Source organism: Sphingopyxis sp. RIFCSPHIGHO2_12_FULL_65_19 (assembly GCF_001830555.1).
In the GTDB taxonomy this organism is placed as follows: Bacteria; Pseudomonadota; Alphaproteobacteria; order Sphingomonadales; family Sphingomonadaceae; genus Sphingopyxis.
The window spans coordinates 7,289-25,071 of record NZ_MIAM01000026.1 but is presented as its reverse complement, the minus strand read 5'-3'; the positions used below and the strand labels follow the sequence as shown (position 1 = coordinate 25,071).

Here is a 17,783-nt window from a genome sequence, read left to right as displayed (position 1 = left end):
CGCAGGGCCGTTTTACGAAGCCCGAGCAGTTTGAAAGCATCATCCTGCGCGCCAACCCCGACGGGTCGGCCGTGACGCTGGCCGACGTCGGGCGCGTCGAGCTGGGGTCGGCAAGCTATCTCTTCTCGTCGGAACTCAACGGCAAGCCGATGGCGGGTCTCGCGGTCCAGCTGACCCCCGGCGCCAACGCCCTTGCGACCGCCGAGGGCGTCCGCGCCCAGATGTCCGAACTGTCAAAGGGATTCCCACCCGATATTACCTGGTCGATCCCCTACGACACGACGCCGTTCATCAGCCTTTCGATCGAAGAGGTGGTGGTCACGCTGGCCGAGGCGATGGTGCTCGTATTCCTCGTCATGTTCCTGTTCCTCCAGAATTGGCGCGCGACGGTCATCCCGACCGTGGTGGTCCCGATCGCGCTCGCCGGCGCCTGCCTTGGCCTGTGGATGTTCGGTTTTTCGATCAACGTGCTGACCCTGTTCGGCATGGTGCTGGCGATCGGTATCCTGGTCGACGATGCGATCGTCGTGATCGAGAATGTCGAGCGCATCATGAACGAGGAGCATCTTTCGCCCTATGACGCGACGGTGAAAGCGATGGGGCAGATCACCAGCGCGATCATCGGCATCACATTGGTGCTGATCGCGGTGTTCATCCCGATGGCGTTCTTCCCCGGATCGACCGGCGGCATTTACCGCCAATTTTCAATGACGCTCGCCATCTCGATCGCGTTTTCGGCGCTGCTCGCGCTGACGTTGACGCCGGCCCTTTGCGCGACGCTGCTCAAGCCGCACGACGACACCGCTCGCAAAGGCAAGATCGGCGCTTTCTTCGATCGCTTCTTTGCGCGTTTCAATAGCTGGTTCGGACGCACGACCGATCGCTATCAGGGTAGCGTGGGCAAGATTTTGGCCGCGCCGCTGCGATGGCTGGGCGTGTTTGCCGCGATGGTGCTGGTGACCGGCCTGCTGTTCACTCGCCTGCCCGGTTCCTTCCTGCCGCAGGAAGACCAGGGCTATCTGATCACGGTGGTTCAGGCACCGCCGGGCGCGACGTCCCAGCGAACTGCCGAGGCGACGAAACAGGTCAAGGCGTTCTTCGCCGAACAGCCGCAGGTCGCGAATATCGTGCTGGTCAACGGCTTCAGCTTTTTCGGACAGGGTCAGGCGAACGCGATCATGTTTACCCCGCTCAAGCCGTGGGACGAGCGCACTGGCGACGGCGACAGCGCCGAAGCGATCGCGGGCAAGGCGATGGGGACGTTGATGGGGATCAAGGAGGCCTTCGCCTTCTCGCTGAGCCCCCCGTCGATTCCGGAGCTTGGAACGTCGAGCGGCTTTACCTTCAAATTGCAGGACCGCGGCGCCAACGGTCGCGCGGCGCTGGTCGCGGCGCGCAACCAGATGCTCGGCGGCGCGATGCAGAGCAAGTTGCTCGCCAATGTCCGGCCGGAGGGTCAGGAGGATGCCCCGGTGCTGAAGGTCGATATCGACCGTATTCAGGCGCGCGCGCTGGGCCTGTCGATCGGCGACGTCAATGCGACGCTCGCGATCAGTTTCGGCAGCGCCTATGCCAACGACTTCACCCGCGAAGGCCGCGTGCTGCGCGTGCTGCTCCAGGCCGATGCCGCCAGCCGCATGACGCCGCAGGACGTGCTCGACCTGCGCGTGCGCAGCGCGAACGGTGACATGGTGCCCTTCGGGTCGTTCAGCAGCGCCGAATGGTCGGCGGAATCGCCGCAGCTTCAGCGCTATAACGGCTATCCTGCGATGACAATTTCGGGCGAACCCGCGCCCGGCCAGTCGACGGGCGAAGCGATGGCTGAGATGGAACGGCTTGCAGAAACGCTGCCCGCGGGATTTGCGTTCGAGTGGACCGGCATTTCCTATGAGGAAAAACAGTCGGCGGGCCAGATCGGCATGTTGCTCGGCTTGTCGCTGGTCGTCGTATTCCTGTTGCTCGCGGCGCTTTACGAAAGCTGGTCGGTGCCCGTCGCGGTGCTGCTCGTCGTGCCACTGGGGGTGCTTGGCGCGGTGCTGTTTTCCATGATGCGCGGACTGTCCGCCGACATTTATTTCAACGTCGGCCTGATCACGATCATCGGGCTGGCCGCGAAAAACGCGATCCTGATCGTCGAGTTTGCCATTGAACAGGAAGCCGAAGGCAAATCGACACTTGATGCGGTGATGGAGGCGGTGAAGCTGCGCCTGCGCCCAATCATCATGACCAGCCTAGCCTTCATCCTCGGCATGGTGCCGCTCGTCATCGCGAGCGGGGCCGGCGCCGCCAGCCGCATCGCGGTCGGATCGGGCGTGATGGGCGGGATGATCGCCGCAACCTTGCTCGGCATCTTCTTCATCCCGCTCTTCTACCTGTCGGTGCGCAAATGGATCAGCCGCAAGCGTCCGCCAGCTCCCACCGAAAAAGGACATCATGAGGAACCCGGTCATGCGTAACCTGATCGCCCTCGCTGCGGCGACGACGCTCGCAGGATGCGTCAATATGGCGCCGCCACACGAACGGCCGCCGCTTGCAACCGCGCCAGCCTATCCGGCGGAATTCGCCGGCGACGTGACGCTGGGTCAGCGCGCAACCGAGGTCAGCTGGCAGGATTTCTTCGCCGATCCGCAGCTTGAAGTGCTGATCGCGCAGGCGATCGATCGTAACCGCGACCTCGCCGTCGCGGTTGCGCAAATCGAGGAAGCGCGCGGTCTTTATCGCATTCAGGACGCCGACCGCCTGCCCACCGTGGGCGCCAGCGCCGATGCGACGCGGACGCGCGGGCAATCGTTGGTCGGCGCGGGAACCGATACGACCAACCGCTATTCGGTCGGGGTCGGTGTGACCTCGTTCGAGCTCGATTTCTGGGGCCGCGTCAAAAATCTGTCCGAATCGGCCCGTAGCCAGTATCTCGCGACTGAACAGGCCGAGCGCGCCTTTCGCCTTGCCCTCGTCCGCGACGTCGCCTCGACCTATTTCTCCTCGCGCGGCGCGGAGGAGCAGATGGAGCTGGCCGAAGCGACGGTGACAAGCCGCAAGGAAGGGCTCCGCATCGCCAAGCGGCGGCTCGATGCGGGCGTGACCTCGGCGCTCGACTATCGCCAGTCGGAGACGCTGTTGACACAGGCGGAAACGCAGCTTGCCAGTCTGAAGCTCGGCAAGGCGCAGGCCGACAATTTTCTCGCCGTACTTACCGGCGGGCCGGTGGCCGGTCCCCTGCCCGCTCCCTTGCCGCTTGTTGCGCAGGGCCAGTCGCCGACGCTCACCGCAGGATTGCCGTCCGACCTTCTCGTCGCGCGCCCCGATGTGGTCGCGGCCGAGGAGCGGCTGCGCGCCGCGCGGGCCAATGTCGGCGCGGCGCGCGCCGCCTTTTTCCCATCGATCTCGCTGACAGGGAATTTGGGGTTTGCGTCGGGGTCGCTCGACAATCTGTTCAGCGACAATGGCTTCGGCTGGAGCTTCGGTCCGTCGATCACGCTGCCGATCTTCGATTTCGGGCGCAACAAGGGCAATCTGACCGTCGCCGAAGCGCGCGAGAATATCGCGGTCGCAACCTATGAGCGCACGGTCCAGGGGGCGTTTCGCGAAGTCGCCGACGCCCTCGCCGGACGCCGCTTCCTCGCCGATCAGGTCGAAGCGCAGGAACGCGGCACGCTGGCGCAGCGGCGCATCGCCGACCTGGCGCGCAAGCGGTATCGCGAGGGCGTTTCGACCTATCTCGAAGTGCTCGACGCCGAACGCAATCTGTTCGCCGCCGAACAGGCGCTCATCGAACTGCGCCGTGCGCAGGTCGACAATCTGGTAACGCTCTATGTTGCGCTCGGCGGCGGGTTGGTCGAACGGCAATAGGGTGCCGTGGTGACCGACCAGACGCCTGCCCTGCTCAAAGACCTGCTCGGGCCGGCAGCGCTCGAAACCATTGCCAATGCCGGAGCGGCGGCGTCGCCGCACTTCGACAGGCCGGCCTTCCTGTATGCCGCGGCGTCCGGGCTTTCCCCACTGTCGATCATGGAACGGGTGCGCCATATTGCCGACGCGCTGCATGTGGCGCTGCCCCGCGACTATCTGGCGGCGCTCGATCTCTTGCGCGCAATGGCGCCCCGACTGACCCATGGTTTTCAGGCGATCGCCGTCACCGAATATGCCGCGCGATACGGGCTCGAACATTTCGACGCGTCGATGGCGGCGCTTGCCGACCTGACGCGCTTCGGTTCGGCCGAGTTTGCGATCCGGCCTTTTCTCGTGGCGGACACCTCTCGCGCCTTGGCAATCATGGCCGACTGGACCGCCAACGGCGACGAGCATGTCCGCCGGCTCGCCAGCGAAGGCGCGCGGCCGCGCCTGCCGTGGGCGTCGCGGGTGCCCGCACTGAAAGCCGACCCGACGCTGGCCGCGCCGATCCTCGAGACGTTGAAGGCCGACGCGAGCCTTTACGTCCGCAAATCGGTCGCGAACCATCTGAACGATATTGCCAAGGACCGCCCCGACTGGTTGCTGGACCGTCTTTCGGGCTGGCAACAGGACGCGCCCCAGACCGCCTGGATCATACGCCACGCGCTACGCACCCTGATCAAGCAGGGCGAACCGCGCGCGCTGGCGTTGATCGGGGTCGGCCACGGCGCGGCCGTGACGGTGCGCAAGTTTGCGGTCGATCCAACGGTGCTGCGACTGGGCGATCGGATTGCGATCACCGTCGAAATCGCTTCGGATTCGCCGGCAAATCAGCCGTTGGTGGTCGATTATCGCATTCATTATGCGCGCGCGGGCGGCAAGAGCGCGCCCAAGGTGTTCAAGTGGAAGACGCTGGACCTTGCGGGAGGCGACACCGCTGCGCTGCGTATCAGCCAGACCATCCGCGATTTCAGCACGCGACGTCATCATCGGGGACGGCACGATATCGAATTGATCGTCAACGGACAGACGATGGCGACGACTGGATTCGACCTGTTGACGGACTGATCAGGCCTTCGGGCAAACCCTATCTTCCAGCAAAACAGTCTTGCGCGATGATAGTCAATACCCACGCCGATGCCCCGCGCCCGCACCTTATGGCGGCGCGGGCGGTTGCTCCGCCGGGGCGTCTTTGGTTATCGGCAACCGCAAATCGATGCGGCTGCCATTGATTTCGGTGGAGATCACCGCGTCGCCGTCTTCGATACCGACGCTCGTCGTCTCGCCGACCGGGATCGCCCCGACGTCCGGAATATCCTGGGGTTCGACCGGACCCGTCGGGTCGGCTGCCCTGGGTCGCGGAGCTGCGCGCTGGCCCGATGCCTGGGTCATGAAGTCGCGCCAGATGCGCGCTGGTAATCCGCCACCTGAAATACCCTGCAATGGCGTATTGTCGTCGTTGCCGATCCACACTCCGACGACAAGATCATTGGCATAACCGACAAAAAGCGCGTCGCGATTATCCTGGCTTGTCCCCGTCTTGCCGAAATTGGCCTGCGGCAACCGCGCCGCACGGCCGGTCCCGCGGTTGACCGCGGCACGCAGCATTTTCTCGATATCCTTATGCTCGCTCGACCCGAAACGGCTGGGCCCGGACACCAGATTCTCAAACCAGCCCCTATCCTCGCCTTTGAACGCGCGCGGTTCGACCGGATAACTGTTCGCGGCAACCGCCGCATAAGCAGCGGTGAGTTCGAGCAGCGTCATGCTCGACGTGCCGAGCGCGAGGCTTGGGTCGCCCTTTGCCATCGGCGCGGTAACGCCCAGGTCGCGGGCCACGTCGATCACCTTGTCGTCGCCGACTTCGCGCAGCAGGCGCACCGCGGCGACATTGCTCGATGTCGCAAACGCATCCTCGAGGCTGATTTCCCTGGAGTAGGCACCGCCCGAATTTTTGGGGCGATATGCCCCAGTTTCGATCGCACGGTTGTCGATCATGTCATCGGGCTCCCACCCGGCTTGGAGCGCGGCGAGATAGACGAACAATTTGAAGGTCGAACCTGGCTGGCGCTGCGCCTGCGTCGCGCGGTTGAAGGGCGATGCGGCATAATCCTTGCCGCCGATCATCGCGACGACCTCGCCATTCGGGCGCATTGCGACGAGCGCGACCTGCGCCTTGCCCAGTCCCGCGCGCGCCGTGACGCGCCGCGCGATCGATTGCAGCCGCGCGTCGAGCGTCGTCGTGATCGTCTGGCGCGAATAGCCCACATCGCTCAGCTTTCGCGCTTCGGGAAGCGCCCAGTCGGCGAAATATGTGCCGGTCGGCAACGTGTTGCGCGTCCGCACGTCGATACGCGGGGTGCGGATCGCCTTTGCTTCCCGTTCGGTCAGATAGCCGGTAGCGACCATTGCGCTCAGCACGAGCTTCATGCGCTTTTCGGCAAGGTCGGGATTGCGCGTGGGCGCGAGCCGCGACGGCGCCTGGACCAACCCCGCGAGCATCGCCGCCTGGGCCTTGGTCAGCTTTTCCGGCTGGCGATAGAAATAATGGAGCGACGCAGCGCGTAGCCCATAGGTGTTATCGCCAAAATAGGCGTTTGAGAGATAACGTTCGAGAATCTCGTCCTTGGTCAACCACGCCTCGAGCCAGAAGGCGATCAAGGCCTCGCGTGCTTTCCGCCCAAGCGTGCGTTTTGGGGTCAGGAAGGTGAATTTCGCGAGCTGCTGGGTGATCGTGCTGCCGCCCTGCGTCCGGCCGCCAGTCACATTGCTCCACACCGCCCGCGCGATACTGCGCGGATCGACGCCCATATGGGTGTAAAAGCGCCGGTCTTCGATAGCGAGGAAAGCGCCGGTCACATGCCTGGGCAGGTTGCTTGTCTTGACCGGCCTATCGACAATGGCGCCGGTGCGGGCGATCGGAGTGCCGTCGGATGCGAGCAGGGTAATCTGCGGCGGCGCGATCGGTTCGAGCGATTTCGACAAGGGCGCGGTAAGCGCGAGCCACCCAACGAGCAGGAGGAAAACGACTGCAAAGACCGCTAAACCGCGCGACAGGCGGCGCAGCCATTTGCGCCTGCGCGTTTCGGGTTCGGGCTGATTCGGCGGCGCTGCAATGTCGGCAAACGGAGCACGCGGCGTCGCGGCGAAGGTCGAATCGGGGCCTTGGGGTTTACGGAACCATTTCATGCGCAGATCCCGTATTACAACCCCAACACAGCATAAGCAAATGGCTTATCGCGGACATCCGCCGACCGCGGGCGCCTTCAAACTGGTTTGTCAAATCGTCAATCAAAGTGGCTTGATATCGTCATACCACTTATATAGACCAGTAAGCGATAAAGACAGAACATCGGGGAGAGATTCATGCTGCTACGGGCTGCCTTGACGATCGCGATCGGCGCTTCGACGGCGCACGCCGCGCTTGCGCGTGACATTGCGGTCGCCGACCAAGCGCAGTTCAAGGCCGCAGTCAAAGCGGCAAAGCCCGGCGACTCGATCATCCTCGCCGACGGTGAATGGCGCGATTTCCAAGTCGTCTTCACGGGCACCGGAACTGCCGACAAGCCGATCACCCTTACCGCCCGGACAAAAGGCAAGGTCGTGCTCACCGGCCAGTCGAACCTGCGGATGGGCGGACGGCACCTTGTCGTATCGGGACTTTTGTTCCGCGGCGGCGCCAGTCCAACAAACCAGGTCATCAGCTTTCGCCGCGATTCGAAAACGCTCGCTTTCGACAGCCGCGTGACCGAAGTGGTAATCGACGGATACAGCAAGCCCGACCGGCGCGCGGAGGATATCTGGGTCGCCTTATATGGCACCGGCAACCGCGTCGATCATTCACATTTTGAGGGCAAGACGAATGCCGGTGTGACCTTGGCGGTCATCCGCCGCGCGGGCGATCCGCTCGACAACCGCCACCGCATCGATCACAATTATTTCGGGCCGCGTCCGCCGCTCGGGTCGAACGGCGGCGAAACGATCCGTATCGGCACCAGCGAGGAATCGTTGTCGGCGTCGAACAGCATCGTCGAACGCAATATCTTCGACCGCACCAGCGGCGAGGTTGAGATCGTTTCGATCAAGTCGGGTGGCAATGTCGTCCGCGAAAATCTGGTGCTTGAATCGCAAGGCGCATTCGTCCTGCGCCACGGCAACGGCAACCTTGTCGAACGCAATATCTTTTTCGGGAACAACGCGCCCGATACCGGCGGCGTGCGTGTCATCAACCGCGACCAGATTGTCCGCGAGAATTACTTCGAGGGATTGGCTGGCAAGGATTTCAAGAGCGCAATCAGCGTGATGAACGGCGTTCCTGATTCGACTATCAACCGCTATCATCAAGTCAGCGGCGCGCGGATCGAACGTAATTCAGTCATCGACAGCGCGCGGATCACCCTCGCCGCCGGCGCCGATGCCGAACGCTCCGCCCCGCCTGTGGGTAGCCGGTTCGAGCGCAACCTCATCGTCGGCACACGCGGTGCCGACCCGTTCCGCGCCGACGGCGACATCGGCGGCATCGCCTTTGCCGGAAATATCGAGGCCCGCACTGCGAACCCGCTTATCAGCAATGGCGTCGAACAACGCGACGTCAAGCTGGAGCGGGCCGAAAACGGCCTGCTCTATCCTGTCGACCCCGCACTCGCCGCGATCGGCGCACCGCGCGACCTGGTTCCAGTAAAGCGCGAAGAGGTGGGCGTGGCCTGGCATCGTTCGTCCGCGTCCGAAGCGGCGTTCGGTACTGGCCGCACGACGTCGGTGAAACCCGGCGCCTCGCTCGCCGCCGCGGTCGACAAGTCGCGCGCCGGCGATACGCTGTCCCTGGCCGCCGGTGCCTATGACCTCGCCGCACCCCTGACGCTGCGGCACCGACTGACCATCGCAGGAACAAAGGGCGCAGCGCCGGTGCTGCGCATCGCAGGCGGCCTTGCGCAGATAGACGGCGGGGGCGGGTTGCGGATCGAGAATATCGAGATCGATGCGCGCTCCGTCGGCGCGGCGCTATCCTTGGTGGCCGTCGGCCGCGCCGTCGCGCCCAACTATCGCATCCAATTCGACGGCGTCACAGTGCGCGGACCAGGCAAAGCGTCGAGAGTCGACGCGATCGCCAGCGCGCCGGGCACCTTTGCCGAATCGATCGAGATCCGCGGCAGCCACTTTGCCGACATGGGCACCATCATTTCGGCCACCGCCGAACAAGAGTCGAAGGGATGGTACGCCGCCGAGCGGACGGTGATCGCCGACAGCCACTTTGACCGGGTCGCATTGGTCGCCGACCTGCTGCGCAAGGGGACGGACGAAAGCACCTTTGGGCCGTGGTTCGCGATGACAGGGTCGCAGGTCGCCGACAGCGGGAACGGGGACGCTTCGCTCCGCCTGTCGGGCGCGCAGCATGTCGATATTGCCGGCAATCGCTTTGTCCGGTCGGCGCCGGTTGCCGTCATCCACTCGGTCGGCACGCCGAACACGCGGATCGCGAACAACCTTTTTAATCACACCCGCGCACCACGGATCGAGGAACTCGCCTGGAAAGGGCCGGCGCGCGCCGAGCTGTCGGGCAATATCATGGAGGGCCGCCCGTGACCCAAATGCTCGCTCTGCTGCTCGCTTCCGCCGCTGTTCCCGCCGCGCCCGCCCACCCGCTGCCCGTTGCCGCCACAACGACACAGGCGCCCTCGCCGCTCTTCGCCGCCGAAGTCGAACGCGCCAAGCGCGACGTCGACGCGTCGATCCGCGCCGGCGTGAACGTGCCGGTGCCGAAGGACCCCGGCGGCGGACTGACCCACGAACAGCATAAGCGCAATTATCGCACGATCTTCGAGGGCGGCCAGCTTTACCGCCTGACCGGCGAAGCGCGTTACCGCGACCATGTCCGCGCACTTTTGCTGGCCTATGCCGATCTTTATCCCAAGCTCGGACCGCATCCGGCCGCGTCGAACCAGGTTCCGGGCCGCCTGTTCTGGCAAAGCCTGAACGACAGCGTGTTCCTCGTCAACGCGGTGCAGGGTTATGCCGAAATTCGCGACGCGTTGCCCGCCGCGGATCGCCAGCGGATCGACGATCAGGTGATCCGCCCGATGGCGCGCTTCCTGTCCGACGGATCGCCCGAGGTCATCAACCGCATTCACAATCACGCGACCTGGGCGGCGGCCGGGGTCGGGCTGTCGGGCTACCTGCTCGGCGACCGCGACCTCGTCGACAAGGCTCTGCTCGGGCTCGACAAGAGCGGCAAAGCGGGCTTCCTGCGCCAGCTCGACCTGCTCTTTTCGCCCGACGGCTATTATGCCGAAGGGCCCTATTATCAACGTTATGCGCTACAACCCTTTGTCGTCTTCGCGGCCGCGATCGCGGCGAATGATCCGGACCGCAAGATCTTCGACTATCGGGACGGTATCGTGCTGAAGGCGATCCGTACCGCGATCGACGTCACCCACGACGGCTATTTCCTGCCGATCAACGACGCGATGCCCGACAAGAGCTTGCGCACCGAGGAACTCTATCATGCCGTCGCGATCGGATATGGCGCGACGAAAGACCCGACCTTCCTGTCGATCGCAAACTGGCAGGGGCGCACCGTGCTGACACCGGCGGGACAGGCGATGGCCGCCGACCTGGCCGTCGGGAAGGCCAAGCCTTGGCCCTTTGGATCGCGCCTGCTGTCGGACGGCCCCGAAGGCAAGAATGGCGCGCTGGTCCTGCTGCGCACCAAGGCTGATCCGAAGGGCCCGCTGCTTGTCGCCAAGAACAGCGTGCAGGGAATGGGGCACGGCCATTTCGACCGGCTGGGCTGGCTCTATTATGATGAAACCGGCGCGGTGGTAACCGACTATGGCGCTGCGCGTTTCCTGAATGTCGAGGCGAAGCGCGGCGGGCGCTACCTGCCCGAAAACGACAGTTGGGCGAGCGCGACGATCGCACACAACACACTTGTTGTTGATGAACAAAGCCAATTCGCAGGAAATTGGAAAACGGGTGAAAAATTTGGCACGCGGCAAATCGCCGCGTCGCTCGATGGGCCGACGCGTTACTCGATCGGCGCGATCGACAGCGCTTACAAGGATGTCCGCATCCGCCGCGCGCTACTGCTGATCTCTGTCGACGGCCTCTCCAATCCCCTTGCGCTCGATATCCTCCACGGAACTGGCAGCGGCAGGCATGTCTATGACCTGCCGCTGCATTTTTCGGGACATATCATCGACAGCGACATCATGTTCGACCGCGAGCTCGCCGAGCGTCGGGTGCTGGGCAAGGCGAACGGATACCAGCATCTGTGGGTCGATGGCGAAGGCACAAAGGCGGGCAAGGCGCGCCTAACCTGGATGCAGGGCAGCCGGTTTTACAGCTATCATATGGCGCCTCCCGCGGGGACACGCTTCTTCGTGGCCGAAAGCGGCGCCAATGACCCCGACTTCAACCTGCGCCGCGAACCTGTGCTGATCCAGCGCGTCGATGGGGCCGCGGCCGCAACCTTTGTCAGCCTGCTCGAACCGCATGGTGCCTATGACGCGTCGGCGGAAACCGTCGTCGCCAGCAGCGCGCGCGTCACCGCGCTCGAACATCGCCGGGAAAAGGACATCGACCTGGTCCTGATCACCCTTGTCGATGGGCGCCGCATCGCGATTGCAGTCGCCGACGACGCCGCAGCAGACGCGACACACAGCCTGACCATCGACGGTCGCACGCTGGCCTGGAACGGCCCCGTGGGCCGCCTCGACATCGCCAAAACCGGAGCGAAGAAATGAGCAATATCAAGGGTCGCTTCCGCTGGTGCGTCATCGGGCTGATCGCATTGGCGACGGTCATCAACTATATCGACCGCAACGCGCTCGCGGTGATGTGGCCCGAGGTGTCGAAGGAAATCGGCGCCACCAAGGAAGATTATGCGCTGCTGGTGACGATCTTCATGATCTTCTATGCCTTCGGCCAATCGCTTTTCGGGCGCATCTTCGATGCGATCGGCACGCGGATGGGCTTCACCATTTCGATCGTCGTCTGGTCGCTGTCGATCGCGGCGCACGCGCTGGTGCGCTCGATGCCGCTGCTGATGGTGCTGCGCGCGACGCTGGGGGTTAGCGAGGCGGGCAACTGGCCGGGCGCAGCCAAGGCGAATGCCTTGTGGTTCCCTTCGCGCGAACGCGCGCTGGCGCAGGGCATTTTCAACGCCGGCGCCTCGCTTGGCGGGATCGTGTCGGCGCCGCTGATCGCGCTGCTGTTCGTCCAGTTCGGCTGGCACGGCACCTTCCTGTTGATCGGCGTACTCGGCTTTATCTGGCTCGTTCCGTGGCTCTGGTTCTACAAGGCCGATCCCGAAAAACACCCCGCCCTCAGCGAGGAAGAGCGCGCCTATATCCTGTCGGGCCGCACCGAAGCCGGGCAGGATGACAGCCGCCGCGTCCCGCTCGGCGAACTGTTGCGCTATCGCCAGAGCTGGGGCGTGATCCTCGCGCGCTTCTTCCTCGACCCGGTCTGGTGGCTGTTCGTGTCGTGGCTGCCGATCTACCTTGCCGAAACCTTTGGCTTCGACGTCAAGCAGATCGGATTGTTCGCCTGGGTGCCCTTTGTCGGCGCGATGCTGGGCAGCCTGTTCGGCGGCTGGTTTGCGGGGCGGATTATCAGCAACGGCGGCGGCGTGCACAAGGCGCGCACGCTGACCATCGCGATCGGCTGCACGATCATGCTGCCCGCGCTGCTGTTCACGATCGGCGCGAGCGACCCGCTCTCCGCGGTATTGCTGATCGCGTGCATCCTGTTCGGTTTCCAGATGGCGATCGGAAATATCCAAACGCTGCCCAGTGACTATTTCGGCGGCGGCGCGGTCGGCAGCCTGGCGGGGATCAGCGGTACCGCCGCAGTCGCCGGCACGCTGATCACGACCTGGCTCGTCCCTGCCCTTACCACGACAAGTTATGAGCCGATTTTCGCGCTGAGCGCCGCGATCGTGCCCATTTCCTTCCTGTGCTTCTGGCTGGTCGGCGGCCGCGTCGAACCCGTCACCATCCAACCCACCCACAACCAAGAATAAGGATCAGCATCACATGACTCTCCAGGGGAAAACTGCGCTCGTTACCGGCGGCGGCCGCGATATCGGCCGTTCGGTCTCGATCGCCCTCGCCCGCGCCGGCGTGCGCGTCGCAATCAACTACAACAGCGGCCGCGAAGCTGCTGAGGAAACGCTAAAGACCATTCAGGATGCGGGCGGCGACGCCTTTTTGGTGCAGGCCGACGTCACCGACAGCGGTGCCGTCCGTTCGATGCTCGAAGAAGTCGGCGTGGCGTTCAGCGGTCGGCTCGACATCCTCGTCAACCTCGCCGGCGGCATGGTCGCGCGCAAGACGCTGAGCGAAATGGACGAGACCTTTTTCGACCATGTCATGACGCTCAACCTCAAATCGGCGTTCCTTGTGCTTCAGGCATCGCAACCCTTCCTTGGCGAAGGCTCCGCGGTTGTGAACGTCTCGTCGCTCGCCGGCCGCGACGGCGGCGGCCCCGGCGCTTCGATCTATGCGACCGCAAAGGGCGCGCTGATGACCTACACCCGCGCGATGGCAAAGGAATTGGGCCCCCACGGAATCCGCGTCAACGCCGTCTGCCCCGGCCTGATCGGCACGAGCTTCCACGACATCTTCTCCAAGCCCGAGGGCCGCGCCGCGGTTGCCGGCAACACGCCGCTCCGCCGGGAAGGCCATCCCGACGAGGTCGCGGACACGATCGTCTATCTCGCCTCGCCGGCCGCCAGCTTCCTTGCCGGGGTTTGCCTCGACATCAACGGCGGCCTCGCCTTTTCCTGACCCGATCCGAAAGGAAGTGATATGCGCTGGCTTGTTGCAACAGCGATGGGGGCCCTGCTGACGAGCGGGGCCCAGGCCCAGACCCGCGAACGGACCGATGCCGAACCGCTGGAGCCGTACAAGATCATTCTAGTTGGTGATTCGACGATGGCACCGCACAGCGGTTGGGGCGGCGCATTTTGCGCGCATCATGTCAAATCGTCGGTTGCCTGCGTCAACGCCGGACGCGGCGGGCGCAGCACCCGCAGCTATCGCCAGGAAGGCAGCTGGGACATCGCGATCTCGGAAGCCAAGGTGCCCGGTTATCGCGGGACCTGGGTGCTGATCCAGTTCGCGCACAATGACCAGTCGTCGAAGTCCGAGCGCTGGACCGAAGAAACGACCGAGTTTCCGGCCAATTTGCGCCGCTTTGTCGATGAGGTGAAGGCCGCGGGCGCGACGCCGGTGCTGGTCACCCCACTGACCCGCCGCGAGTTCAGGGACGGCAAGCTCAGGAACACGCTCGCCAGCTGGTCCGATCAGGTGCGCGGCGTCGCCAAGGCCATGGATGTGCCACTGGTCGACCTCAACACGCTGAGCGCCCGGCAGGTGCAGGAGATGGGCGCCGAAATGTCGACCAAGCTCGCGCAGGAAGCGCCCACGCCCGACGAGCTTGCTGCAGCGAAAGCCGGAACGACGCTGACCGCACGCCCAGCCCCGCCTTCGCCCCCGCCGATAGCCGGCGACGGCGCGCGCGGACAGGTGACGCGCAAGTTCGACTATACGCACCTCGGCAATATCGGCGCCGAAGTCACGGCCAAACTGGTCACTCAGGCGCTCGCACGCGCGGTCCCCGCCTTGCGGAGCCAACTGGTGCGCTGACAACACGTGTATGGCATAATGGACTAACCAATTTGACATACATTGTGGTTGACAATTTTGCGACGATATCTGACAATATTGGTCAGAACAGAATCGACATTTGGGGAGAGACGAAGTGAATTCTCGCAATCACGCGCGCACGCTGCGCGCAGCCTTGCTGGCGGGCGCCGGTTCGACGCTGCTGATCGCCGCGATGCCCGCGATGGCACAGGACGCGTCCACCACCGCACCGCAGGCGGAGGAAGATGACGCCATTGTCGTCACCGGCATCCGCGAGACGATCCAGAATTCGATCAACACCAAACGGGAAGAAACCGCGATCGTCGACGCACTGTCGTCTGATGACATCGGCGACATTCCGGCCATTTCGGTCGGCCAGGCGATCCAGACCATCACCGGCGCAACGACGCACCGCGAAAAAGGCGATGCTTCCGAAATCGCGCTGCGCGGCCTCGGCCCCTTCCTGTCGAACGCGACCTTCAACGGCCGCGACGCGACCAACGGCAGCGGCGACCGATCGGTGAACTTCAACCAGTTTCCATCCGAACTCGTCAACAATATCAAGATCTACAAAACGCAGCAGGCGAGCCTCGTCGAAGGCGGCGTTGCGGGCACGATCGAGATCGGGACGCTACGCCCGCTCGATTTCGGCAAGCGCCGCCTGCAAGGCGAGGTGAAGGCGCAATATAACCCCTATGGCGACCGAATCGTCGGATCGGGCGGCATCGGCTGGCGCGGGACGCTGAGCTATGTCGACCAGTTCGCGAACGACACCATCGGCATTGCAATTGGCGTTCAGCGCAACGACACTAACAATCCCGAAGAAACCTATGCCGCGTCAACGACCTGGACCGCCTGTCAGGCCTCGCCCGTCGTCACCAACAACAATTGCAACGAATATACGCGCGACGAATATGGGCAGAACCTGCCGTTCTACCTCGTTCCCAACGCCTATACCTTCCGCCAGATTAGCGAAACCGACAAGCGCGACGCGGTGTTCGGATCGATCCAGTGGCGCCCGTCGGATCAGTTCAACATCAATCTCGACGTGCAATATTCAGACCGCACCTTTGTCGAGAGCCGCCGCGACCTCAACCTGTCCGAAGCGCGCCGCAGCCTGACCAACGTCGTTTTTGACGAAAATGGTATCGTCCAGAGCCTGAGCGGCCAGAGCGCGATTGAATCGAACGGGTCCGAACTGTCGCGCGCCGAGGAATATCTGGGGGGAGGCCTGTCGATCGAATGGCAGCCGAGCGACCGACTTACGTTGACCGTCGACGGCAGCTATTCGCGCACGATCCGGGTCGAGGACGAACGCAACGTCCGCCTGCGCACAGATCCGACCGATGTGAATGGCGTGCGGACCGTGTTCAACAACATGCGCATCCCCTATACTTATGAAATCACGCCCGGCAGCTTTGTGCCGACGATCACGATCGATCCGCGCTTCGACCTCAATAATCACGATCTTTTCTGGGACGACGCGCGTCTTCGCCGCGACCAGAGCCGCCGCCACAACGAGATTATCGCGGGCCGCATCGACGCCGGTTACGAAATGGACGGATTCTTCAGCAAGCTGACCGCTGGCGCCCGCTGGTCCGAAATGACTTTTCGCGACTATGACGTGCGCAACGGCGATTTCAACCTGAACCCCGCCCTCGCGGAGGATCGGCGGATCAACAACCTCTGCCGCAACCGCGCCTTCCCCCAGACCGGCTTCCTGTCGGCGGCCGACGGCAACAGCATCAATAGCTGGGCAACCTTCGACGTCGACTGCCTGTTCCGCGAATATCTGGGCAGCGAAGATCCGGGGGCGCGCGAGGACAAGCGCTCACCCGCGAACCGCGACGTCACCGAACGCACGCTGGCCGGATATATCATGGCCGACTATGACGCCGACTTGGGCAACATGCCCGTCCGCGGCAACATCGGGGTGCGCGTCGTCAAGACCGACGTGACCTCAAACGGCTTGCGCAGCGATCTTGCCATCATCGACAATGGCGACGGCACCGTCCGCCTCGAAACCACCGGCGATTTTGAAACGGTGACGATCAAGAGCAGCAACACGCGCATCCTGCCCAGCGTGAACGCGATCTTCGAGGTGGCACCGAATACGCTGCTCCGCGTCGCCGGTTATCGCGCGATGTCGCGCCCGGCGCCCAGCGCGCTCGGTGCCGGCCGCACGTTCACGATCGACGCGGACAATTTCACCTCGGTCGAGGAAGCGATCGGTAACGTCCGCGCCAACGGCAGCCCGCGCCTGAAACCGCTAATGTCGTGGAACGCCGACGCGGCGATCGAATGGTATCCGAACAAGGACAGCGTCCTGTCGGCGACGCTCTATTACAAGCAGTTCAACGGCGGTTTCCAGCCGGTCGTATTCGACGAGGCGTTCGTCATCGACGGTCAGACGGTGACCGTTCCCGTCACCCAGACGCGCAACAGCCCCGACAAATCGCGCATCTATGGGCTCGAACTGACGGCGGCGACGCGCTTCAGCTTTCTGCCGAAGCCGCTCGACGGACTGGGCACCAAGGTCAGCTACAATTACGCCGATTCCAACTTTACGAACGAGGATGTCCGTCTCGGCGATCAATATGATCCCGAGACCGAAACCGTGTCACCGGGCATCATCCCTTCGGCCGGCCTCTCTGGCTATTCAAAGCATGTGTTGTCGGCGCAGGCCTATTATGAAATCGGCCCGGTATCGCTGCAGGCCATCTATAACTATCGGTCGAAATATTATCAGGACTTCGTCGGCGGCAACAGCCAGCTCCGTTATGTCGGGCCAAGCGAAACGGTTGATTTCCGCGCCTCGCTCAACCTGATGAAGGGCGTGTCGCTGCGCTTCGAGGCGCTCAACATCTTCAACGAGCCCAAGGCGACCTATATGCCGGTCTATGGCAGCAGCCGTCAGTATCATTATTACGGCGCCAAATATTTCGTCGGCATCCGGGCGCTGATCTAGGGTCCGGCAATGCGGTGGGCCGTTCTCGGCTTGGCGATGGCGGCGGCGCTCCCGGCAACGGGAACGTCCGCCGCCGACGGCATTGCGCCACGCGAAATCGTCAAAGATGCGGCCTATCGCACCGTCGACGGGCGGCCACTCCATCTCGATATATATGTCCACCCCGACACAATAAAAAAGCCCGGGCCGGTGCTTATCCATTTCCACGGCGGCGGATGGGCGCGTGGCGTGCGTCCGGCAAGTTGGACCGGCTTTCGTCCCTATCTGGCCGCCGG

Annotated in this window: 10 protein-coding genes and 1 pseudogene; 10 read left to right on the top strand and 1 reads right to left on the bottom strand. The window is 63.7% G+C overall.

Features of this window, described 5'->3' with window-relative positions; all coding sequences use genetic code 11:
- The 3 genes from A3E77_RS08350 to A3E77_RS08340 all read left to right on the top strand — a co-directional run.
- Positions 1–2,456, top strand: a 2,456-nt coding sequence (locus tag A3E77_RS08350) for an efflux RND transporter permease subunit (RefSeq protein WP_293644892.1), incomplete at its 5' end; no start/stop codon positions are given.
- Positions 2,449–3,849 carry an efflux transporter outer membrane subunit gene (locus A3E77_RS08345; RefSeq protein WP_293644890.1) on the top strand — a complete coding sequence of 467 codons (1,401 nt, stop codon included), beginning with the start codon at positions 2,449–2,451 and terminating at the stop codon, positions 3,847–3,849. The genes A3E77_RS08350 and A3E77_RS08345, both read left to right, overlap by 8 nt.
- Before the next feature lie 9 nt (positions 3,850–3,858).
- Positions 3,859–4,959, top strand: a complete 1,101-nt coding sequence (locus A3E77_RS08340) for a DNA alkylation repair protein (RefSeq protein ID WP_293644888.1) — start codon at positions 3,859–3,861, stop codon at positions 4,957–4,959.
- Positions 4,960–5,046: 87 nt separating this feature from the next.
- Here A3E77_RS08340 and A3E77_RS08335 read toward each other — a convergent pair whose 3' ends face one another.
- On the bottom strand, positions 5,047–7,080 hold the full coding sequence (locus A3E77_RS08335) for a transglycosylase domain-containing protein (RefSeq protein ID WP_293644886.1): 2,034 nt from the start codon (positions 7,078–7,080) through the stop codon (positions 5,047–5,049).
- Between the two features lie 177 nt (positions 7,081–7,257).
- On the opposite strand from A3E77_RS08335, the gene A3E77_RS08330 reads away from it, so the two are divergent.
- From A3E77_RS08330 to A3E77_RS08300, 7 genes and pseudogenes are all read left to right on the top strand, one after another.
- A complete protein-coding gene (locus A3E77_RS08330) occupies positions 7,258–9,474 on the top strand; it encodes a polysaccharide lyase 6 family protein (RefSeq protein ID WP_293644884.1) in 2,217 nt (738 codons plus the stop codon).
- Positions 9,475–9,479: 5 nt separating this feature from the next.
- Positions 9,480–11,633 (top strand): heparinase II/III domain-containing protein, encoded by a 2,154-nt coding sequence (locus tag A3E77_RS08325; RefSeq protein WP_293645071.1) that lies wholly within the window; start codon positions 9,480–9,482, stop codon positions 11,631–11,633.
- Positions 11,630–12,913, top strand: coding sequence for an MFS transporter (locus A3E77_RS08320; RefSeq protein ID WP_293644882.1), 1,284 nt, complete (start codon positions 11,630–11,632; stop codon positions 12,911–12,913). Before A3E77_RS08325 ends, A3E77_RS08320 begins: the two co-directional genes overlap by 4 nt.
- A gap of 13 nt (positions 12,914–12,926) precedes the next feature.
- Positions 12,927–13,679: an SDR family NAD(P)-dependent oxidoreductase gene (locus tag A3E77_RS08315; protein WP_293644880.1), complete on the top strand. Its 753-nt coding sequence runs from the start codon at positions 12,927–12,929 to the stop codon at positions 13,677–13,679.
- Between the two features lie 21 nt (positions 13,680–13,700).
- Positions 13,701–14,540: a rhamnogalacturonan acetylesterase gene (locus A3E77_RS08310; protein WP_293644878.1), complete on the top strand. Its 840-nt coding sequence runs from the start codon at positions 13,701–13,703 to the stop codon at positions 14,538–14,540.
- A gap of 115 nt (positions 14,541–14,655) precedes the next feature.
- On the top strand, positions 14,656–17,508 hold the full coding sequence (locus A3E77_RS08305) for a TonB-dependent receptor (protein WP_293644876.1): 2,853 nt from the start codon (positions 14,656–14,658) through the stop codon (positions 17,506–17,508).
- 9 nt (positions 17,509–17,517) lie between these two features.
- Positions 17,518–17,783: pseudogene (locus A3E77_RS08300) on the top strand (hypothetical protein); the annotation flags it as partial.

Coding starts and splice junctions, on each gene's coding strand:
- A3E77_RS08345 (WP_293644890.1), top strand. CDS start 2,449: ATGCGTAACCTGATCGCCCTCGCTGCGGCGACGACGCTCGCAGGATGC.
- A3E77_RS08335 (WP_293644886.1), bottom strand. CDS start 7,080: ATGAAATGGTTCCGTAAACCCCAAGGCCCCGATTCGACCTTCGCCGCG.
- A3E77_RS08330 (WP_293644884.1), top strand. CDS start 7,258: ATGCTGCTACGGGCTGCCTTGACGATCGCGATCGGCGCTTCGACGGCG.
- A3E77_RS08325 (WP_293645071.1), top strand. CDS start 9,480: ATGCTCGCTCTGCTGCTCGCTTCCGCCGCTGTTCCCGCCGCGCCCGCC.
- A3E77_RS08320 (WP_293644882.1), top strand. CDS start 11,630: ATGAGCAATATCAAGGGTCGCTTCCGCTGGTGCGTCATCGGGCTGATC.
- A3E77_RS08315 (WP_293644880.1), top strand. CDS start 12,927: ATGACTCTCCAGGGGAAAACTGCGCTCGTTACCGGCGGCGGCCGCGAT.
- A3E77_RS08310 (WP_293644878.1), top strand. CDS start 13,701: ATGCGCTGGCTTGTTGCAACAGCGATGGGGGCCCTGCTGACGAGCGGG.